Here is an 18,016-nt window from a genome sequence, read left to right as displayed (position 1 = left end):
TCGGGTATAGCCGTATCTTTTGTGCTACTCTTATCATGTTTACCACTATATCATATGATGATAAACACAAAAAATGTTTGTATAATTGTGATTCATGAGGGGCTGTTACCTGGGGTTTCCCCAGGTATTTATAAGTCCCGTCCCAGCCTTGGCGAAGCCGAAGACTGAGAGTTCTCACAACATTTGGTTAAAAGAGTTTTTAGTAGTTAGTAGGGGCGAACGGCGGTTCGCCCGTACTTTAAAAACTAATAACTAATAACTAATAACTAAAAACTAATAACTAACCGAAGGTTAAATAGTAAGGGCGCGACAAGTCGCTAGTCTTTTAAGGAAAGCCGTTCGCCCTTACAAAATATGTCTATAAACCAAATTACCTACTTTTAGATGCAATGAGCAACTTAACAAAATGAGTCCAACGCTTGCGAGTAAAGAAAAGAATCAAACAAATTAAAGCTAACAAGTTGCCAATAATTTCGCTGGGTTCGGGTACGCTCTGATTATTACTAGCTGAATTTGCTCTGGCTGAATTTAATCGAGGATTGACTTTCGCTGACAAATCCTTTGGCTTACTAGTTGATTCGGGAAGCTTTTCATCTACAGCCACAAAAGCCGTATATTTCGACAGCAAATTATAATCCAATGCCGTTTGGGTAATCGCTTCGATTGTTTGCGGGTTTTCAATACCATAATTTTGATTGCTTAAATCCTTAATGCGAGATCTTCCCCACAGTTGGGCGATCGCATTATTGCCCCCGATCTGCTGAAAATTAACATCTAAAACTTTTTCATAGGTTTTACCTCCCGCAACCATACCCGTAATTTTGAGCTTGCCGTTGTTAGCATCTTGTTTGCGCCCGTACAAAACTAAAGGTTGACTGGCAAATAAGTCTGGTGCTTGCTGGGGATAAATTTCTGGAGGTTTCCCTTCACCCAACCATTCCATCTCAATATTGGTCACGATGGGTTTATTGATTTCCCGATAAAACTTATCTGCTACTTTAACTGCATCCTCATTAGGAGGCAAAATAGTTACCGTACCCCTGCCCAATTCCGCCAGGCGATTGAGTAAAAAACGATTGGTAGAATTGCCCACCCCAAAGCTATAAAGTCTGTTTCCTGGCTTCAGTTCGTCACGGATGCGCCCAATCGCTTGTTCGTCAGCACCAATTAAACCATCAGACAGTAAGACGATACTTCGCAATCTGCCGTCTTCCGTTGCAGGAAAATCTAATACGGTATTAATTCCATTCATTAACTGCGTACCGCCATTAGCACTAATTTTACTGACATAAGCCAAGGCTTTAGCGCGGTTTTCTCTGGTATTAGCTAGAGGTTGTTCTGCAAGTTTTGACGTGCGATCGGCAAAGTCAATAATATTAAAAGTATCCTCGGGGTTTAAACCACTAATAAACTGACGCATCAATTCTTTAGATTGTTCGATCGCCGCCCCTGCTTGAGATCCTGAAGTATCCATCAGAAAAATGACATCTTTGGGTACGATTTGATTGTCATCATATTCAACAGCGGGAATTAGATAGGTAGCAAAATGTCCCCCCTGTTGGTTGGATTGAGTTAATACCGTTGCCTGGGTATCTGCCCCCGCCACTTGATAGCGCAGAATTAGATCTTGGTTGGGAATTAAATCTCGATCGGTTAGGGCGACTCTCGTAGAGGAATTATTATTAGAGATCGAGACGGTATGGGAAGGAGACTGTACTCCAGCAATAGCCACTCCCGCATCAATTTCTATATTGACATCAATATCTTTACCCGAACGAGTTGGGGATAATTCGTCAGCCCAGACGGGAGAAATTAAAGGATTGAAGTTAGTACTAGTATTATCTCCCCCAAACCGAGGGGCTACTGTTAGAGGGAAGGCAAATTCATAATCGCTACCAATAAATTGCAGGGTGTTGGTGTAGCGAATTATCACATCGATTTTTTGTCCTGGTTGAATGTTGGCTAAAGATTGAGTAAAAATATTATCTTTTTGCTGTTCGAGCAAACCAGCCGTTTTCCCTTCTTTTTTTGCCTGTTGATAGATCTGTTGGGCTTCTTGGCGTTTTTTGATCTCTCCGCGAATAATGCGATCGCCAATTTGAATTTCCATCTCGTCTACCGCAGCATCATCGGGGAGAGGGAATTGATAAATTGCTTCTAGGGGATTGTTGTAGGGATTGCTAAAGGTTTGTTTGACTTCTACCCGCGCTAAATTGCCTGAAATTTTGGCATCGACAGCAGTATGTTCTAAAGGAAAGGAACGAAGTTGACCATCATCGGTGTAACTGTATAAGCCACTGGGGTTGGGATTGATTCTCGGGGCAATATTAGTTTGGGTTTGGGGAGAAGGATTTTGTACCCTGGGAGCAGAAGCAGAATTGGAATTAGATACTTGTTGAGTTACGGGATAGATTAAAGCTCTCAATCCTAAGATGGCTAAAGCGATCGCTGCGGTTGTACCGAAGAGTTTGTTGCGCTCGATCTTATTTTTAGGTTTAAAAGATACTCCTTGTAGATCTTGAAGAATTACCTCTATAGATTGATAGCGTCGAGCGATCGCCCCTTCCAGCATTTTGTCGAGAATTTTGCCTAATTTGGGACTTACGGGTTTGGTTAAGTACTCGCGCCAATTCCAGGTGTTTTGATTGCTATCGAATAGACGGAAAGGATGTAGTTGAGTCAATAAATGAATGCAAGTAACTGCCAAACTATAGATGTCGCTAGCGAAGGTGGCTTTACCTTGGAGTTGTTCGGGTGCAGTATAGGCAGCCGATCCGATTGCGGTACTAGTTTTGTTGCTACTGGCTTCGGTAACTAGTTTTGCCGCACCAAAGTCTACCAATACTAAAGAACCATCTTGACGGCGAATTATATTTTCGGGTTTGATATCGCGATGGATTATTTTTTGCTGGTGAACGAATTGGATTAAAGGCAGGATGTTTAAGAGAAATTCTGTTATTTCTGCTTCCGTCCAAACTTTATCCCTTTCTAAGTTATCTCCCAAGATAAATTCTTGAACTAGATATTGTCCTGAATCTTCGACGAAGTAGTCTTGGAGGGCGGGAATATTGGGGTGTTTGCCCAATTCTTTTAAACGTTCTGCTTCTTGAGCGAATAGTTCGGCAGCTTTATCTCGATGATGACTTTCAACCCAAAATTGTTTGATGGCATAGTATGGTCGATTGGCTTGGGATTCATCAATAGCTTTGAAGGTTCTGCCAAATCCTCCTTGACCGATTAGTTTTAGGGCGCGATAGCGATTTTGTAGGAGTAGATTTGCACCGCAACTAACGCAAATATGACTCTCTATGGAGTTTTGGGGTTCTAAACAATCTCGATTGAGGCAATAGCAATATTTTCTTTGCCCATTCCCCAAGTCTTCCCTATTTAATTTTTCCATCGATAATTTTTCCTTAATTACTAAAACAGCTAGCCCTCAATAACTCCTTCAGTACTTTGTTTGCTAACTAGCAGTTACACTCAAAATTAGGTGACAAACATAATTTCTATTATAGTAATTTTGTAATAACAATTAAGACAAGCGGGAAAAGTCGGGAAAAGTCGGGAAGTTTTTTAAATTTTCTTAACCCAACTAAAAGTAATTAAATATCTGTAATTAAACATCTGCCCATTTGCGGAGTAGATTGGCAATACTCTTAGAAATCAGATCGAATTCGGGAGTTTTCCCCGATTTGGCAAAAATAGCTCGTCTGGCAGTTTCTAGATCGAATAGAATTTCGCGATCGCTGGCATCTCTAATCGTACTTTGTACCCAACCAACTACGACCAATCTTGTACCTTGAGTAACGGGATTGACTCGATGTAAAGTAGTGGAAGGATAAACAATTGCCGAACCTGCATCAAGTTTATAGTGGTGTTCTTCTTGCACTCCTTCAATAGTTAGTTCTCCCCCCTGATAGGTTTCAGGAGCATTGAGAAATAAAGTAAAAGAAACATCCGAACGGTTAAAACTGCCGTTGTTTTTCATTAAGGCATTGTCTACATGAGTTTCATAAGACATACCTTCCTCATAGCGACTAAATAGAATTGAATGAATTAATTTAGGACGTACTGTAGTTTGAAACAGAGGATTTTTCAACAGGGCATTAATTACTTTCAGTTTTAGTTCTTTTTGGTTAGTTCCTGTTTTTAATTGCTGATTATTTTTAACTAATTTAGCGTGCCAACCTGCGGTTAGTTTGCCATCAACAAATTCTGCCTTATCTAAAACTTGTTTGATTTCGCTAATTGCTTCGGGAGACAGAATGCGATCGATCGAAAGAATCATAAAATTAATTAAAGCTTAACTACAATAGGTTTTTATTTAGAATGACTATATTACGTCTGATGTGAATTAGGAAAAAGTGAGGAAAAGACAGAAGATGAAAGTTACGACACCGATCCTCAAATATCCCTCCTCATGAATAGCATAGACTTTGAAACGCTGATAGTCACAGTATTTGTTCTCGTAGATGACTTGTATCAACAAGAAGGAAAAACATTGAAGGGTAAGTCACCAGGAGCAAAAGCAGAGATGAGTGACAGTGAAATCATGACTTTGGCAATCATGATGGATTATCTACCATTTCCAGGAGAGACTCAGTCGATCGGATTTATTCGAGCCAATTATGGCAAATGGTTTCCTGATTTATGAGACCAAAGCCAGTTCAACAGAAGGTTAGGAAAACTAGGACAAATGCTAGAGAGTTTGAGAAGAAAATGGGTTAAACAACTTGGAGGTACAGATGCCTTGAGTTTGGTAATTGAGACTAAACCTATACCAGTTATGGGATACAGACGAAGTAAGCGACATAGTGATTTTGAAGGCAGTGCTAATTATGGATACTGTGCTGCCAGGAAGATGAGCGCGAGGCACGCTGCTTCGCAAGCAGCTTGTGCAATCGCGCTGTTGAAGTATTTCGGCTACAAATTGGTTATGCTCTCCACTATTGATGGGATACCAATTGCTTACGATTTGGTTTCTGCCAATACCGATGAGCGTCAAGCTGCTGAAGGAGTTTTAGCATTAGTTGACGGCTGTGATATCTATGGGGACAAGGGATTTATCCCTCTTCTGTCACTTTCCGAGATTAAGAAGTAGAAAAAACAGAATTTAGCCATCAGGGAAATGGAAAGAAAATTGATTCATGATACTAATGAGTTGATGAAAACCAAGTAGTAAATGACGATTGGGGAAAATGTCTAACCAAGGAATAATCATCCAGAATAAAATCATTGGTTGAATAATTAAACGAAAGTTGCTCAAAGTACTCTTCCATCCTTCTTGATCCGACCATTGTTGATGAAGAGAAAAATCAGAGAAAATCTCTTTAGATACAGTATTAGAACTAGATAAAGCCAAGGATTTATTCAAATTACTCAAAGCTTGAGAATGAGAACTAATCATCCAGTAAGCCGAAAAAATTAGTTCCCACCATTTATTAATTTCTCGAAAATTAGTAAATCTATAATCAGTCCATCCTAGTTCTTGTTTGCATTGCCTGAATCCGTATTCGACCCAAGTTCTTAATCCGTATAGATTGCCCAAAGTCTTCTTCATTTTGCTTCGGCTCAATTGCAAATTAGTCATCACAAAAGAAGTCGAATTTTCAGGCATAGTTTCAGGGTCAGTAGTTATTTCCCAATAGGTTCTTTTGTTCCGTTTACCATAAATTATTTCTCGAATATATCTAGTTTCTGAAGTTTGGTTACTAAAAGTTCGCTTGAATTTACACCATTTGTTAGCTCTAACTCTTTGCTCGGGGGTCAGCCAGACACCATGATTACTTCTAATTGCTACTACCCAAGGTAGTTGATACTTCTCCAATGTTCTAATAAATGAACTTGCTTCGCCGTACAAACTATCGGCTAATACCAATTCAATTTGAAATCCGAATTCTATTAGTTCTGTAATAATCGATGATGCTAATTCAATTTTAGTTTTGTAAATGTCCGACTCTTTTAATGTTCTTCTTGGTTTGAAAACTTTAAACATCAAAGGAAAAGTTATATTTTTATAGACTCCATAAGCATTTACAGATACTATTCCATTGTCTATTTTGCCAATACTACCTAAATATTGCCTAGCTACATAATCTGTTTTCTTTCCTTTTTTTCTATCTCCTGTTTCGTCCACCACCACTATGATCTTTTCCTCTTTTAGTGTCTCATGAGTTAAAGTTAATCTTCTTTGTTTCAATTCTTCTACCGACCAATGTGAATTAGCGATGCAGTGCGGTCTTGGGGGTTTCCCCCAAGACCGCGCTGCATCAAGACGCTATGAAGTGGTGTAATGATTGCGCTGAATTTATTCCTACTACTTTTGCTATCTCTGGTAATGACTTTCTCTTAATTGGTGAGATAATTCCTTGATGTAGATATTTGAAACATTCATAATTTCTTACATCAGAAAATCAAGTCATTATAAGAGTCACAATATCGATCTATTATAGAGACTGTAGGTATCGGCGATCGCTTTAAATGTTTGAGAATCTGTAATTCTACATCCATTGCCCTCTTTGCCTCACAGCTCCTAAAAATTTCTGTTATTGTAATTTATTTTTCGGAAAGTGACAGAAGAGGGATAAAAACTAATTTTTGTAACAAGTTAAAATTACATCGCGTAAAAAAAATGCTTCTTTGTTGTTGTTGTTTATTATTATTTTCTTGTATTAAATAATTCATTGGCATAGATTCTACAATCGGCACTAGAACTATTGCTAAATTCCAAAGTTAAATGACCTTCCCAGGCAGCTTCTGCTGGAGTTGTATTTACGATTAATCCACATCTAGCATAACTACTTTTTCCCACACAAATTATAGTAATATTTGGTGGAACTTTTATCTTTTCTAAAGCCACCCCTAAGCCATAGGAATGGGCGGGAATAATAAAAAATTCTCCATCTTCATCTTCATTTAAAGGAACTGGTTCGAGATTTTGAGGGTTAAATCTTTTGGGATTTATTATAGTACCAGGAATATGCTTGAAAATTAGAAACTCAGCTTTAGACAAGCGTATATCAAGACCAAAAGAGGATTGACCGTAACTTAAAACTTTTCTCATAGTTCCGTCTTTAAGCTCTATCTCTCGAACTAATGATGATTCAAAAGGTTCGATCATGCCTTTTTTTGCTTGTTCTATTATCCATCGATCGTTTTTCAGCATAAAATCTTGTTTTCGCTCTTTTTTAAAGCTTCAATCTGTCATGAAACATATGGAATTATACTCTTTTTTAAAGCTTTTAAACAAAAGAAAAAACTGCTTGTCTATTGAATTTCTTGGCAACAAAACTTTTTTTTCTAAATTGATAACACTCTCTACATTAGTCTCTCAATTAATTTATCCCCCACTCGTAAGGCATTAGCAATGACAGTCAACATCGGACTTACCGCAGCACTGGAAGGAAAAAAACTACTATCTACTACATAAAGATTATCAAGATCGTGAGTACGACAGTCAAGATTTAAAACAGATGACTGAGGATCTGACCCAAACCGACAAGTACCGCATTGATGGGCTACGACTTGAATTGGCACACTACCATAGGGATGAATCCCGCGAGATTTTTTATCCGTTGCTTTAAGTACTTCTTGCCAACGATATAATAAGCGATCGTGAGCTTCTAAGTTGTTAGGAGTATATTCTAAATAGAGTTTTTCATTTTTCAAATAAACTCTGTTTTGTGGATCGGGTAAGTCTTCTGTTTGCAACCACCAACCAACGGAATTTTTAGCTAATTTTTTTAAGCCAAAACCAGGCATTAGCTTAGCAGCAATAGAGAGAATTGGTGGCGACTCAGAAAAAATAACATCTTGCAGAATACCCCCAGAGTCTTGAATATGTCCCATGGGGTAAGGAAAATCCTCATCTCCCCAGTAAAAGTCATTGATCTGCATACTGCGCTGAAACAAACCATCATTAGGCTTGGGCGACTGCTGAAGAATCACCGTCATCAATTGCTTCATTAAATTGCGTCCCACCAGATCGGAACTATTAGCCAATCCCTTGGGATATTTCTCATTTGCCGATCGCAATAGTAAAGCAGCAGAATTAATTGCCCCGCAGGAAAGCACGACAATATGTGCCATAAAGAGATATGCTTGTCCGTTTACCTCTGCCTGAACTCCTTTTACTTCTGTTCCTGCAGGATTAGTATGTAAAGAGACGACTTTAGCTGAGGTTTTGAGAGTAATATCTTTCTCTGCCCGAATGGCTGGACTCACCCCCGTATCTTCCGAGTCAGTGCGCCCTTCATCCCCAATACCAATAGGCAGATAAGCAGGATGGAGTCCGTGTTTAGTCAGGCGATCGCCTAATTCTGTAATCTGTGGTATTCTTTCTACAGGAGGTAGAGGGAAATCTTCACTGCGAGAAGGTTCTGTGGGATCGTCTCCCGCTTTACCATGTGCCTTATATAGTTTTTCCGCTTCAGTATAATAGGGTTCAAAATCTTGATATTTCAAACCCCATGCAGGAGAAATACCTTCTTGATGCTGTACCTGTTCAAAATCCTTTTCTCTAAGTCTTAATAAAGCCCCACTGTAGATTTTAGTATTCCCGCCAACACAGTATTTCGCTTGGGGAAAAAACGGTTCGCCCTCGCGATCGTACCATTGTTCGGGAGCGTGATAATTTTCTTTCTTAAATAACTCGTCTTCGACTAATTCGGAACTTTCTTTCTCGGTAAACTCTCCCTGTTCTAATACCAATATCTTCTTACCAGCATCGGCTAATTTACGGGCGATCGTGCCACCTCCCGCACCAGTACCAACAATAATTACATCGTAAAATTGGTCGTCGATAATCATTTTATTAGTCCTTTATTATTTGTTTTTTGTTATTTAATCTTGCGATCGCTATATGCCAGTTGTCAGTTGACAACTAAAAAAGAAAACATTAGCATGATTTTTATATGGCAAAGAAACACCCAAACAAAGAGATAAGGGCAGCACTGGAGTATGCCAAGCTGAAGGGCTGGCGTATAAAACAAGGTGGTTCTCATGCTTGGGGTAAAATTTATTGTCCATATAATGACTCTGAATGTAGATGCGGGGAATTCTGTAAAATCAGCATTTGGAGTACGCCCAAAAATCCTATAAATCATGCCAAACAAATACGCCGAGTAATCGATAACTGTATTTATCACCAGAAATAAATGTTCGAGGAATAATTTTTAAAATGCCAGAATACGAATTCACTTTGAAATTTAAGCTTCAAGATTCTCAAATCGACCCTGACATTTATGTCGAGCAATTATACGAGTCTGGTTGTGATGATGCTGTTATTGGCACTGGGAAAAAAGGTTATATCGGACTTAACTTTATTCGCGAATCTTCCTCAGCTTACAATGCAATTTCTAGTGCAATAAAAGATATTAAAAAAGCTATTCCAGAAGGAATTCTTGTTGAGGCTGCACCCGATTTAGTTGGGGTAACAGATGTTGCTAATCTTTTAGGATGTACCAGACAAAATATTCAAAAGTTAATTGCTAAAGATAATTCTACTTGTCCCCCTGCAATTTATGGCGGAGCGCAATCTATTTGGCATTTAGCCGATATTCTTGATTGGTTAATCGATAGTAAAAAATATTCTGTTAGTGAATCTTTAGTAGAAGTTGCTAAAGTGACCATGAGTTTAAATATAGCCAAACAATTTGCCATGCTCGATCCTACTTTACAAGAAAGTTGTAAGGGTTTAGTTGGTTCTAGATAAGTGAGATAATTCATTTTTATTTAGTAGTTTTATTAATTAATATTTGGAGTCGCGATCGCGTTTGGTATCGAATATTAATTGTGCTTCCGAGTCATCTTTAGCAAAATCTTTTAAAAACTGACAAATAATTTGACGGTATTTAGTTACTTTATCCATTGTTAGATAATTCTATAATTGCTTTATTCAAATATTCTTGATTTAAAAACTTTAATCTGTATCCTCTTAATTTATACTGTTTATTATTAGCTTCTTTTAGTAATAACTTCTGAACATTTCTAAGCCAGCTTAATTCTTCCTGTAATTTTTGACAGACCTTGGTATATTTATGTCTATCTAAAAATGTTTCAAGGCAATAATATTGATCTTCAAAATTCATAGAGAAGAATCGATCTATAAAATATTTCGGATCGATATATTTGAGAATCGGTATTTTGTAATATATGTGATCCCATTCCTGATAGTCCGAAAAATTATTAATACACAGCATTCTACGAAACTGCCATTTATCATCTTGCATAATATCTAGTAGCTCAATACCTAATTTTGGTAATTTCTTTTCTAAAGCAAGCTCTTGTGCATCAGTTACATAAGAATTGAATACTTTAAATTCTTCTAACTCTATCCCTTGATATCCCAAACCTTTATAACCAGTAGGAGAATACAATTGTGTAGTATTTGAATTCTGAATTAAATCAAGATCGAGTTTGTCTTCTTGTCCTAAATCATAAATATAAGCTTTTGCATCATGTAATATATCTTGTTTCGTTTTGTTAGGATATAATCCAATATTACATAAGTTCAAAAAAACTCCTGTTACGTGAAGAATTTCTCCTATTTCGATAAATTTCCTGTCGGCATATTCAGCTTTTACTTTTTCTAGTAGTGCATAAAACTCATTATCACTAATATCTGTATCATAAAAATGCCACAGCCTAATCCAATTAGGTGTATTTTCATTAGCAAAATATTTACTATTGAATATCAACTGTTGGAGTTTATTTTTGTTGATTTTGCCTAGATAGAAAAAATCTTGCCACCAAGAAAGACTAAGTAAAGGCTGATATATAAGAAAATTCAAAAATTTATATTTATCGATTATCTTCTTTAAAGACATTAGTAGTTGATTATCTTCTTCATCAGATACATTTGGTAAATTATCTTGATTATCTTTAGTTCTATCACTTATATATTTTTGTCTGGCTTTAGTAATTTCAAATACAATTGCATCTTGTAATCTATCAATATTTTTGGGCAATAAAGCTCCTCGTTTAATTTCAATAGAGAAAGCCATAAGGGTTTGTAAAATATCTTGTAATAACTCTGGTTTACTTTTTGCTTTATCTGGTAACTGTATAAAAAGTCGCTCAAAATCTAAAATAATTTGTTTGAGACTTCTTAAATTATCATATCTAGACTGAAGGTATATATCTTCAATCAATCTTGTATTATTAAGTAGAAATTTTTCTATATCAGTATTGCCGATTTCTCGAATGAAGCTTTTTAATGCAGCATCAAGATCGCGATTAATATCGAAAGTTTTCCCGATGAGTTTTTCTTTGATATCCTTATAATTATTATTTTCTAAAAGTTTTTCTTCATTAGCAACTAAAATTACTTTTAGCTCTTGATGTTCTACAAAATAATTGATATATCCTAAAAGATTACCAATATCTATTTGACAACGTTCTAGATCGTCAAAAATCAAAATACTTTCATCAGCTTTTTTAAAAGATTCTGGTAAATCTATGTTAGGAATCTGTAAACTGACACTTCCATCATCTTTACCATCACTATCAAGATCGATTTTTAGTGAAGTCTTTAAAAGTCCTTGAAAAATTTTACCTGTTATTGCCATTCCTTTTGAGGATAATACAGGATGTAGCTGCTGAAAAAATGAATTTTCAATTTCAGCAAAGCTAGTCATTCCATATAGGCTTACATACAAAAATTTTTGCTCTTTCTGTTCGAGTTTTTCTCTATATCTATTAATAAACCAAGTCTTGCCACAGCCCCATTCTCCTTTAAGTAAAACTGCAAAACCTGGTGCATGAGATAAACCACAATAATAATCAAGATATTCTTCAATATGGCTATTAATTTTGCTAATTGGTTGTTCTTTTTGAGTCATGTTTACTAGATATATCGAACAAGTCTTTAATGCTCATAAACTCAATACAAACAACTAAAGACAAAGAAAAAAAATAACCTATAAGCGAATTGATTCTTTCCTTAAGAAGTTAACGATCATTGCCAAACATAAATCAGAATAAACAACACAATCCAAATCACATCAACAAAGTGCCAAAACAAAGAAGTAGATTCAACGCCAAACTGTCCGCCCGCATAATTATTAGGCAGAAAAGAACGAATTAACATAATAGTTTGTAATAGCACTCCCGTTAAAACGTGCAAACCATGAAAGCCAGTTAATAAATAAAAAGCTCCCCCAAAAACTCCAGAGGTAAAACCAAATTCTAGCCCCATCCACTCTACTGCTTGTCCGTAGAGGAAGTAGCTACCCATTGCCATAGTTAATAGCCAAAAGATCCGAAATCCCCAAAGGTTTTCTTTGTGTAAAAATCGTTCGGCAATATAAATTACAAAACTACTGGAAACCAACACTACAGTATTAATAGCAGGTTCGCGGACTTCCAATCCCGACACACCAGCAGGAAGCCAGTCAGTCATCGTCGTTTTATAGATAATATAACCAGCAAAAAAGCTAAGAAAAATTACACTTTCAGATAACAGGAAGATAATAAAGCCCAGCATTCTGTTATCTTCTTCTTCATGTTCGTGAACGATGGATTGAGTTAATTCTTCTTGGTTTAAAGTAGGATCTAGACTAGTCATATTATTAGTTGTTAATTGTTAGTTGTTATTTGTTAGTAGGGTAGGGTGGGCGACCAAAGGAAGTCCCTTAGTGCAATGCCCACCTTAAAATTTAATAATGCGATCGCTTGAATTTTTCGTTGTCAATTGTCAATTATCAATTACCCACCCAAATTCTCCGTCAGCTTCTCATTCTTTCCATAACCATAAGGTTCGGCAATAACTACAGGAATCTCTTCAAAGTTTTCATGTTCGGGAGGAGAAGAAACTAGCCATTCTAAACCAATCGCTTTCCAAGGATTATCCCCTGCTGCTTTACCTGAATTCCAAGAACTAATCATGTTGAGAATAAAAGGGATTGTGGAAATACCGAGTAAAAATCCGCCTAAGCTAGCTAAAACATTCCAAAAGGCAAATTCGGGATCGTAAGAGGCGACACGACGAGGCATACCCATCAAGCCCAAGGGGTGCATGGGTAAGAAGTTGAGGGCTGTACCAGCAAAGGTCAAGTAGAAGTGAAGTTTGCCTAAACCTTCGTAATACATTTTGCCTGTCATCTTGGGAAACCAGTGATAAATTCCTGCATAGATACCAAAGGTAACCGTGCCGTAAAGTACGTAATGGAAGTGACCAACTACAAAGTAGGTATTGTTGACGTGAATATCGATAGGGGCAGAAGCCAGCATAATCCCCGTGATACCTGCAAAGACAAAGTTAACCAAACCACCTAAGGCAAACAGCATGGCAGTATCCAAGCGCAGCTTCCCGCCCCAAATCGTACCTACCCAAGCAAAGACTTTGATCCCTGTAGGAACAGAAATTAACATGGTAGTTAGCATAAATACCATCCGCATCCAGCCAGGAGTACCACTAGCAAACATATGGTGTACCCATACAATACCGCTTAGACCAGTAATTACCAGAGAAGAAACTGCTACGACTTTATAACCAAAAAGAGGCTTGCGGGCGTATACGGGGAATAATTCTGAAAAAATGCCAAATATGGGCAAAACTATCACGTATACAGCAGGGTGAGAATAGAACCAGAAAAAATGCTGAAACAGTACGGGGTTACCTCCTTGGGCAGGGTCGAAAAATGCCGTACCGAAAGTGAGGTCGCAAAGTAACATTACCGCACCAGCAGTTAAGGCAGGTAAGCCATACAGTTGAATTAACTGGGCTGCCATGACTGTCCAGACAAAAGCTGGAGTTTTAAACCAACCCATACCAGGAGCGCGCATCCGAATAATAGTAGTGACGATATTTAATGCTCCCATGATGGAAGAGACACCAGAGATGGCTACTGCCAAAATCCAGATAAATTGACCGTTAATTAAATTACCTGTAGGATTCTGCAAACTTTGGGGAGGATAAGCCCACCAGCCAGACTGAGAAGGACCTCCAGGAACGAGGAAACTGAGCATAAAGAGGATACCAACGACGGGAATCATCCAAAATGCAGCAGCATTGAGACGGGGAAATGCCATATCTCGCGCCCCAATCATCAGGGGAACGAGGTAATTAGCAAAGCCAGCTAGAACGGGAAAAGTCCAGCCAAACAGCATAATCGTTCCGTGCATGGTGTATAGACCGTTATAAACAGTGCGGTCTAACAAATCTGGTTCGGGAGTAATTAATTCTCCCCGCATAATCATGGCAAATATGCCAGCTAGAAGAAAGAAGAAGAAAGCAGTGACTATATATTGAATGCCAATAACTTTATGGTCGGTACTAAAGCTAAAATATTTGCGCCAATTCGGAGGCGATTCGGGAATTAAGTCTTGGGGTGTGGTGGTGGTCATTTAGTGGTTGGTGATTAGTGGTTGGTGATTAGTGGTTAGTGGTTAGTCGTTGCTAGTCAGTAATTTAGTAGTAATCAAAACCTATTACTTATTACTTATTACTTATTACTTATTACTTATTACTTAAAATTACGGATGATAATTAACCATTGGTGGTGGGGCAGGAACGACAGTTTTCCACCCTGCGGAGTCTGATTTTTGTTCCCTCTTGGCATATTCACTAGCTGCTTGGTTGGGGGCAGCAGTAGGAGTTTGTTTGGCTGCTTCGTTTAGCCAGCGATCGTAATCTTCGGGGGACTCTACCACTACATCTGCTTGCATGGCTGCAAAGTAAGTTCCGCTATATTGGGAATCTCTCAGGCGATATTTACCTTCGCGAATAGGAGTAAATTCAAAGTCGATAGTTTTGGCGGGGATAATATCTTGTTTAACTCGAAATGCTGGGATATAAAAACCGTGAATTACGTCTTGCGATCGCAATTTTAAATGCGCCCTTTGGTCTACAGGTAAATGAAGTTCTGTACTAGTAACATTCTTTTCGGGATAGCGAAATACCCATGCCCACTGTTTGGAATCTACATCAACGTTAGTCATCGGTTGGGCGGTGGCTTCCCCTATATCGGCGTAGGCGGAATCCATGATTTGGGGCAAATGAGCTATTTCTGTAGGCCCATGCAAATCCATTTGGTCGTAGGTTTGATAGCTATACCCAGCAATAAAAAATACCAGAAATAAAGGTATCGCCGTCCAAATGATTTCTAATTTAACATTCCCTTCAACAGGAGGACCATCGCTGGTATTGTATCTACCAGCACGATAAAAAATGATATTGTAAACGATCGCAAGAGTAACTCCTAAGAAAATAAACGTGCCAATGGCAGTTAACACAGCAAACAGTCTGTCATAATAGATGGACTCAGCCGAAGCCTGGGGGGGAAACCAAGAATAGGATACTTGTCCCATCCAAAGACTGGCTAGACCAATAAAAAAAGCGATCGCGCTTAGAGTAATAATTCGTTTCATGCTGATTAATCGACCTTATTTTAGTAATAGGTTGGGGTCTTGTCCGAGACGAAGCAAATTACCAGCGGTATTATGAACGCCAAACTCCGCTGCTAGTTGAGCCCCTAGAGTACCGTGGAGATACATCACAAACATAATGACTAAGCCAGCTAGTAAATATCGCCACTGGACTTGTCGGCTAGTATCATTGCGCCACACATATCGCTGAAAACCACGCCAAACCGTCATTCCGACGATCGCTGCTAAAAGTAAGACACCGCCCACCCCATGCCACAGCATTGTTTCCATTGCGCCCAAGCCCCAGGCACTCGTGACTTCTGGAGATTCGCCCACGAGCATAATTTCATAAAAACCAAAGGCTACGGTAAAGAATGTCACGATCGCAGCACCGAGCATATTGTACCAGCCCACATCAAAGAAGTTGGCACGAGTTGCGGGAATGGCTAAAAATCTGAATACTACCTTGTCAAAAGGAAATAAAACTCCCACAATATCAAAGGCAATGCCAATAATAAATAAGCCCAAAGTAAGGTGGACTAGGTTGGGGTGCATGGGAATTTTATAAGGCAATCCATTCGCACCCAGTTGTAATTGATTAATTAATTCTGGATTCATTTATTAATTACTAATTATTAATTACTCTTAGAGGAGTCCGTCTTTGGCAGCTTCAACTACCTGCACTGTATGCAAGCCATAAACCCAAACTAGTTCGTCTCCTAAATAAACTTGATAAAATACCAAGCCTGTGAGCAAGAACCCTATTCCTAGATAGGCAATGGGCATATTTTTCGGATCTTTAGCACGAATGACATATCGCCAAGCCGTAATCGCAGCGATGATTCCTGACAACGACCAGCCAATAATACTATGGAGATTTAAAATTGGTTCTACAGCGTCATAGGCGATAGCTAGACCTGCTTCGATTTGACCGAAAACAATGGCGATAAAGATGGATACGGTGGCGAAAAACATATTCCACCAGCTAACTTCATAGAGTTTGTAATTTTTGCTCAAGTAGCCCACCACATCGCACAAAAAAGCAAAAATTACCATGGCGATGACAAAATGGACTACAATCGGATGAATCGTATCGGGATAGGGTAAATTATGGTCGTTTAAGGGCGGAAGTAAGTTGTCAAACATTATTGGCAATCGCGCTAATTACTAACTTGAAGTTTCAGGTTAATTGTGTTGTGTCTTTATCTGCTCTATACTTTCTCGATTAACCCACGATTTATAGGCTGTACATGGATTATATGCTAGCCAACAAGCTGGTAATTGCTGCTGTTTTTTTAGTTTTACTTAAGAGTTATGCTCGCTACTTTTCCTGAGCAAATTTAAAATAAGTACCTAAGCAGAATTATTTGTATATTCCATATTTTCCTAACCCCTAACCCCTAACCCCTAACCCCTAACCCCTAAACCCAATCTCAACTATCCAATTAATTTTGCACAACTACTTAAATAGTTCGCTTCCAAAGCTTAATACAATTAAATTATTTCCTCTTCCAGTTCGGATTTTCCCTCGTGACTGGGCTCTTGTTTAGAAAATCCTTTCATAAATTCAATTCCAGGACTTAACATGATTTTCCAGGCAAGTCCATCTTGTTCGGTATAGTCGGGATCTATTTGCTCGATCGTTAATAAAATCGAACTCAGCCATAAATCGTACATATTGTTGTCAATATTGTTGATTTTACGATGAACTATGGCCAATCCTTGTAAGAAGCCATTGCTGGTTTTAGTCGATGAAAATTCAATCAGATGTCTTAAAGAATCTCTGAGCATATCTTGTTGTCGATTCATATCAGTATTTTGAAAGGCTTCCTTGACTAATTCTGATGAATCAACAAAATTTTGATAAAATGTAGAGAAAAACAAGCTCGATCTGCTTTTAACATTACGTTGATAGCTATCGCGAAATATTTCGGCAAAATTCATTTTTCTCGCTCGCAATCGATGTTTTGAGAGATTTTTTTTAGAGCAAGGATAGAAAAACCTATAGGATTAGATTTAATTAACCGACATATTAAATGAAAAATCGGAGTACAACCTATCCATTTTCCACCCATTCGTAAAATTCAATTTCTTCGGGGTCGCACTTGAGACAAGTTGTGCATCCTTCTTCAATATAAGATTTTTTTACTATACCTTGTTGGACTAAGCCATTCAGCATCGGATCGAGAGTTTCGCGATCGATTTGCAGATATAGTTTCATTTCTGCTAGGGAAACACGACCAAAATTAAAAACGAATTTTTTTAGTTCTGTTAAATTCACCACAGCAACCTCATTGAATATGAGTTATCGACTTCTTTCAGTATGATTTTAAGTTCAGTTTCCCTGAGTACAGTTAAAGTTATTCATCTATTGATATGGCGAGATGTTTCTTAACTAGAACTCAACAAAAAGCAATAATATCTGGTTGAAATCGGCGTAAAATCTATTTTCAACACTCGTCTGAAAACGAGTGTCGTTTTAGAGATAAACGATTTTTTCTAAACGAGAAGATCGTTCTGCTGCATTGGCTACCTGTAGTGCGTAAAGACTGGCTTGGGGCTGAATGTAAAGGGGTTTTCCTCTAAATAAATAATCTAAAACCATTTCTGTATCGCGAGCGAACAAACCGCGACGAGAAGCAACAGGAAT

Annotated in this window: 15 protein-coding genes and 3 pseudogenes; 4 read left to right on the top strand and 14 right to left on the bottom strand. The window is 38.0% G+C overall.

The genetic code is table 11. The annotated features are described in order from the left end of the window. Positions 1-370 precede the first annotated feature (370 nt). Complete coding sequence (locus AC33VI_RS00920) at positions 371-3,400, bottom strand: protein kinase domain-containing protein (protein WP_491780389.1); 3,030 nt, start codon at positions 3,398-3,400, stop codon at positions 371-373. Between the two features lie 216 nt (positions 3,401-3,616). Next, complete coding sequence (locus AC33VI_RS00915) at positions 3,617-4,288, bottom strand: Fe2+-dependent dioxygenase (protein ID WP_491780388.1); 672 nt, start codon at positions 4,286-4,288, stop codon at positions 3,617-3,619. A gap of 132 nt (positions 4,289-4,420) precedes the next feature. Between AC33VI_RS00915 and AC33VI_RS00910 the strand changes: the two genes are divergently transcribed. Both AC33VI_RS00910 and AC33VI_RS00905 read left to right on the top strand, forming a co-directional pair. Beyond that, positions 4,421-4,654, top strand: a complete 234-nt coding sequence (locus AC33VI_RS00910) for a hypothetical protein (RefSeq protein WP_491780387.1) — start codon at positions 4,421-4,423, stop codon at positions 4,652-4,654. 207 nt (positions 4,655-4,861) lie between these two features. Beyond that, positions 4,862-5,101: a hypothetical protein gene (locus tag AC33VI_RS00905; RefSeq protein WP_491780386.1), complete on the top strand. Its 240-nt coding sequence runs from the start codon at positions 4,862-4,864 to the stop codon at positions 5,099-5,101. Positions 5,102-5,113: 12 nt separating this feature from the next. Here AC33VI_RS00905 and AC33VI_RS00900 read toward each other — a convergent pair. The 3 genes and pseudogenes from AC33VI_RS00900 to AC33VI_RS00890 form a co-directional block, all read right to left on the bottom strand. Further along, positions 5,114-6,510 (bottom strand): annotated as a pseudogene (locus AC33VI_RS00900) (IS701 family transposase). A gap of 169 nt (positions 6,511-6,679) precedes the next feature. Continuing rightward, positions 6,680-7,165: pseudogene (locus AC33VI_RS00895) on the bottom strand (dCTP deaminase); the annotation flags it as partial. Between the two features lie 152 nt (positions 7,166-7,317). Next, positions 7,318-8,808, bottom strand: coding sequence for a GMC oxidoreductase (locus tag AC33VI_RS00890; RefSeq protein ID WP_491780385.1), 1,491 nt, complete (start codon positions 8,806-8,808; stop codon positions 7,318-7,320). A 104-nt stretch (positions 8,809-8,912) separates the two neighbouring features. Here AC33VI_RS00890 and AC33VI_RS00885 point away from each other — a divergent pair, with 104 nt between their 5' ends. Both AC33VI_RS00885 and AC33VI_RS00880 read left to right on the top strand, forming a co-directional pair. After that, positions 8,913-9,155: a hypothetical protein gene (locus tag AC33VI_RS00885; RefSeq protein WP_491780384.1), complete on the top strand. Its 243-nt coding sequence runs from the start codon at positions 8,913-8,915 to the stop codon at positions 9,153-9,155. Positions 9,156-9,178: 23 nt separating this feature from the next. Beyond that, entirely contained in the window at positions 9,179-9,712 is a 534-nt protein-coding gene (locus AC33VI_RS00880) for a helix-turn-helix transcriptional regulator (protein WP_491780383.1), read from the top strand. A 148-nt stretch (positions 9,713-9,860) separates the two neighbouring features. On the opposite strand, the gene AC33VI_RS00875 is transcribed toward AC33VI_RS00880, so the two are convergent. The 9 genes and pseudogenes from AC33VI_RS00875 to AC33VI_RS00835 all read right to left on the bottom strand — a co-directional run. Further along, a complete protein-coding gene (locus AC33VI_RS00875) occupies positions 9,861-11,840 on the bottom strand; it encodes a P-loop NTPase fold protein (protein WP_491780382.1) in 1,980 nt (659 codons plus the stop codon). Positions 11,841-11,956: 116 nt separating this feature from the next. Next, positions 11,957-12,565 (bottom strand): cytochrome c oxidase subunit 3, encoded by a 609-nt coding sequence (locus AC33VI_RS00870; RefSeq protein WP_491780381.1) that lies wholly within the window; start codon positions 12,563-12,565, stop codon positions 11,957-11,959. A 140-nt stretch (positions 12,566-12,705) separates the two neighbouring features. Further along, the gene (locus tag AC33VI_RS00865; RefSeq protein ID WP_491780380.1) at positions 12,706-14,346 is read right to left on the bottom strand and encodes a cytochrome c oxidase subunit I; all 1,641 of its coding nucleotides are present in this window, start codon (positions 14,344-14,346) and stop codon (positions 12,706-12,708) included. A gap of 129 nt (positions 14,347-14,475) precedes the next feature. Continuing rightward, the gene (locus AC33VI_RS00860) at positions 14,476-15,375 is read right to left on the bottom strand and encodes a cytochrome c oxidase subunit II (RefSeq protein WP_491780390.1); all 900 of its coding nucleotides are present in this window, start codon (positions 15,373-15,375) and stop codon (positions 14,476-14,478) included. 9 nt (positions 15,376-15,384) lie between these two features. Then, positions 15,385-15,984 (bottom strand): DUF2231 domain-containing protein, encoded by a 600-nt coding sequence (locus AC33VI_RS00855; protein WP_491780379.1) that lies wholly within the window; start codon positions 15,982-15,984, stop codon positions 15,385-15,387. A gap of 27 nt (positions 15,985-16,011) precedes the next feature. Then, the gene (locus tag AC33VI_RS00850) at positions 16,012-16,512 is read right to left on the bottom strand and encodes a DUF2231 domain-containing protein (RefSeq protein ID WP_491780378.1); all 501 of its coding nucleotides are present in this window, start codon (positions 16,510-16,512) and stop codon (positions 16,012-16,014) included. A 348-nt stretch (positions 16,513-16,860) separates the two neighbouring features. Continuing rightward, positions 16,861-17,310: a globin family protein gene (locus AC33VI_RS00845; protein ID WP_491780377.1), complete on the bottom strand. Its 450-nt coding sequence runs from the start codon at positions 17,308-17,310 to the stop codon at positions 16,861-16,863. 112 nt (positions 17,311-17,422) lie between these two features. After that, entirely contained in the window at positions 17,423-17,647 is a 225-nt protein-coding gene (locus AC33VI_RS00840) for a FeoC-like transcriptional regulator (RefSeq protein WP_491780376.1), read from the bottom strand. Between the two features lie 198 nt (positions 17,648-17,845). Next, positions 17,846-18,016 (bottom strand): annotated as a pseudogene (locus tag AC33VI_RS00835) (gfo/Idh/MocA family oxidoreductase); the annotation flags it as partial.

This window comes from Waterburya sp. (genome assembly GCF_058530065.1).
The sequence above is the reverse complement of the archived record's forward strand: the minus strand, read 5'-3'. Positions and strand labels throughout refer to the sequence as shown.

Bases quoted from the DNA above. Each gene is read 5' to 3' on its own strand.
- AC33VI_RS00920 (WP_491780389.1), bottom strand. From the start codon at position 3,400: ATGGAAAAATTAAATAGGGAAGACTTGGGGAATGGGCAAAGAAAATAT.
- AC33VI_RS00915 (WP_491780388.1), bottom strand. From the start codon at position 4,288: ATGATTCTTTCGATCGATCGCATTCTGTCTCCCGAAGCAATTAGCGAA.
- AC33VI_RS00910 (WP_491780387.1), top strand. From the start codon at position 4,421: ATGAATAGCATAGACTTTGAAACGCTGATAGTCACAGTATTTGTTCTC.
- AC33VI_RS00905 (WP_491780386.1), top strand. From the start codon at position 4,862: ATGAGCGCGAGGCACGCTGCTTCGCAAGCAGCTTGTGCAATCGCGCTG.
- AC33VI_RS00890 (WP_491780385.1), bottom strand. From the start codon at position 8,808: ATGATTATCGACGACCAATTTTACGATGTAATTATTGTTGGTACTGGT.
- AC33VI_RS00885 (WP_491780384.1), top strand. From the start codon at position 8,913: ATGGCAAAGAAACACCCAAACAAAGAGATAAGGGCAGCACTGGAGTAT.
- AC33VI_RS00880 (WP_491780383.1), top strand. From the start codon at position 9,179: ATGCCAGAATACGAATTCACTTTGAAATTTAAGCTTCAAGATTCTCAA.
- AC33VI_RS00875 (WP_491780382.1), bottom strand. From the start codon at position 11,840: ATGACTCAAAAAGAACAACCAATTAGCAAAATTAATAGCCATATTGAA.
- AC33VI_RS00870 (WP_491780381.1), bottom strand. From the start codon at position 12,565: ATGACTAGTCTAGATCCTACTTTAAACCAAGAAGAATTAACTCAATCC.
- AC33VI_RS00865 (WP_491780380.1), bottom strand. From the start codon at position 14,346: ATGACCACCACCACACCCCAAGACTTAATTCCCGAATCGCCTCCGAAT.
- AC33VI_RS00855 (WP_491780379.1), bottom strand. From the start codon at position 15,984: ATGAATCCAGAATTAATTAATCAATTACAACTGGGTGCGAATGGATTG.
- AC33VI_RS00850 (WP_491780378.1), bottom strand. From the start codon at position 16,512: ATGTTTGACAACTTACTTCCGCCCTTAAACGACCATAATTTACCCTAT.
- AC33VI_RS00845 (WP_491780377.1), bottom strand. From the start codon at position 17,310: ATGAATTTTGCCGAAATATTTCGCGATAGCTATCAACGTAATGTTAAA.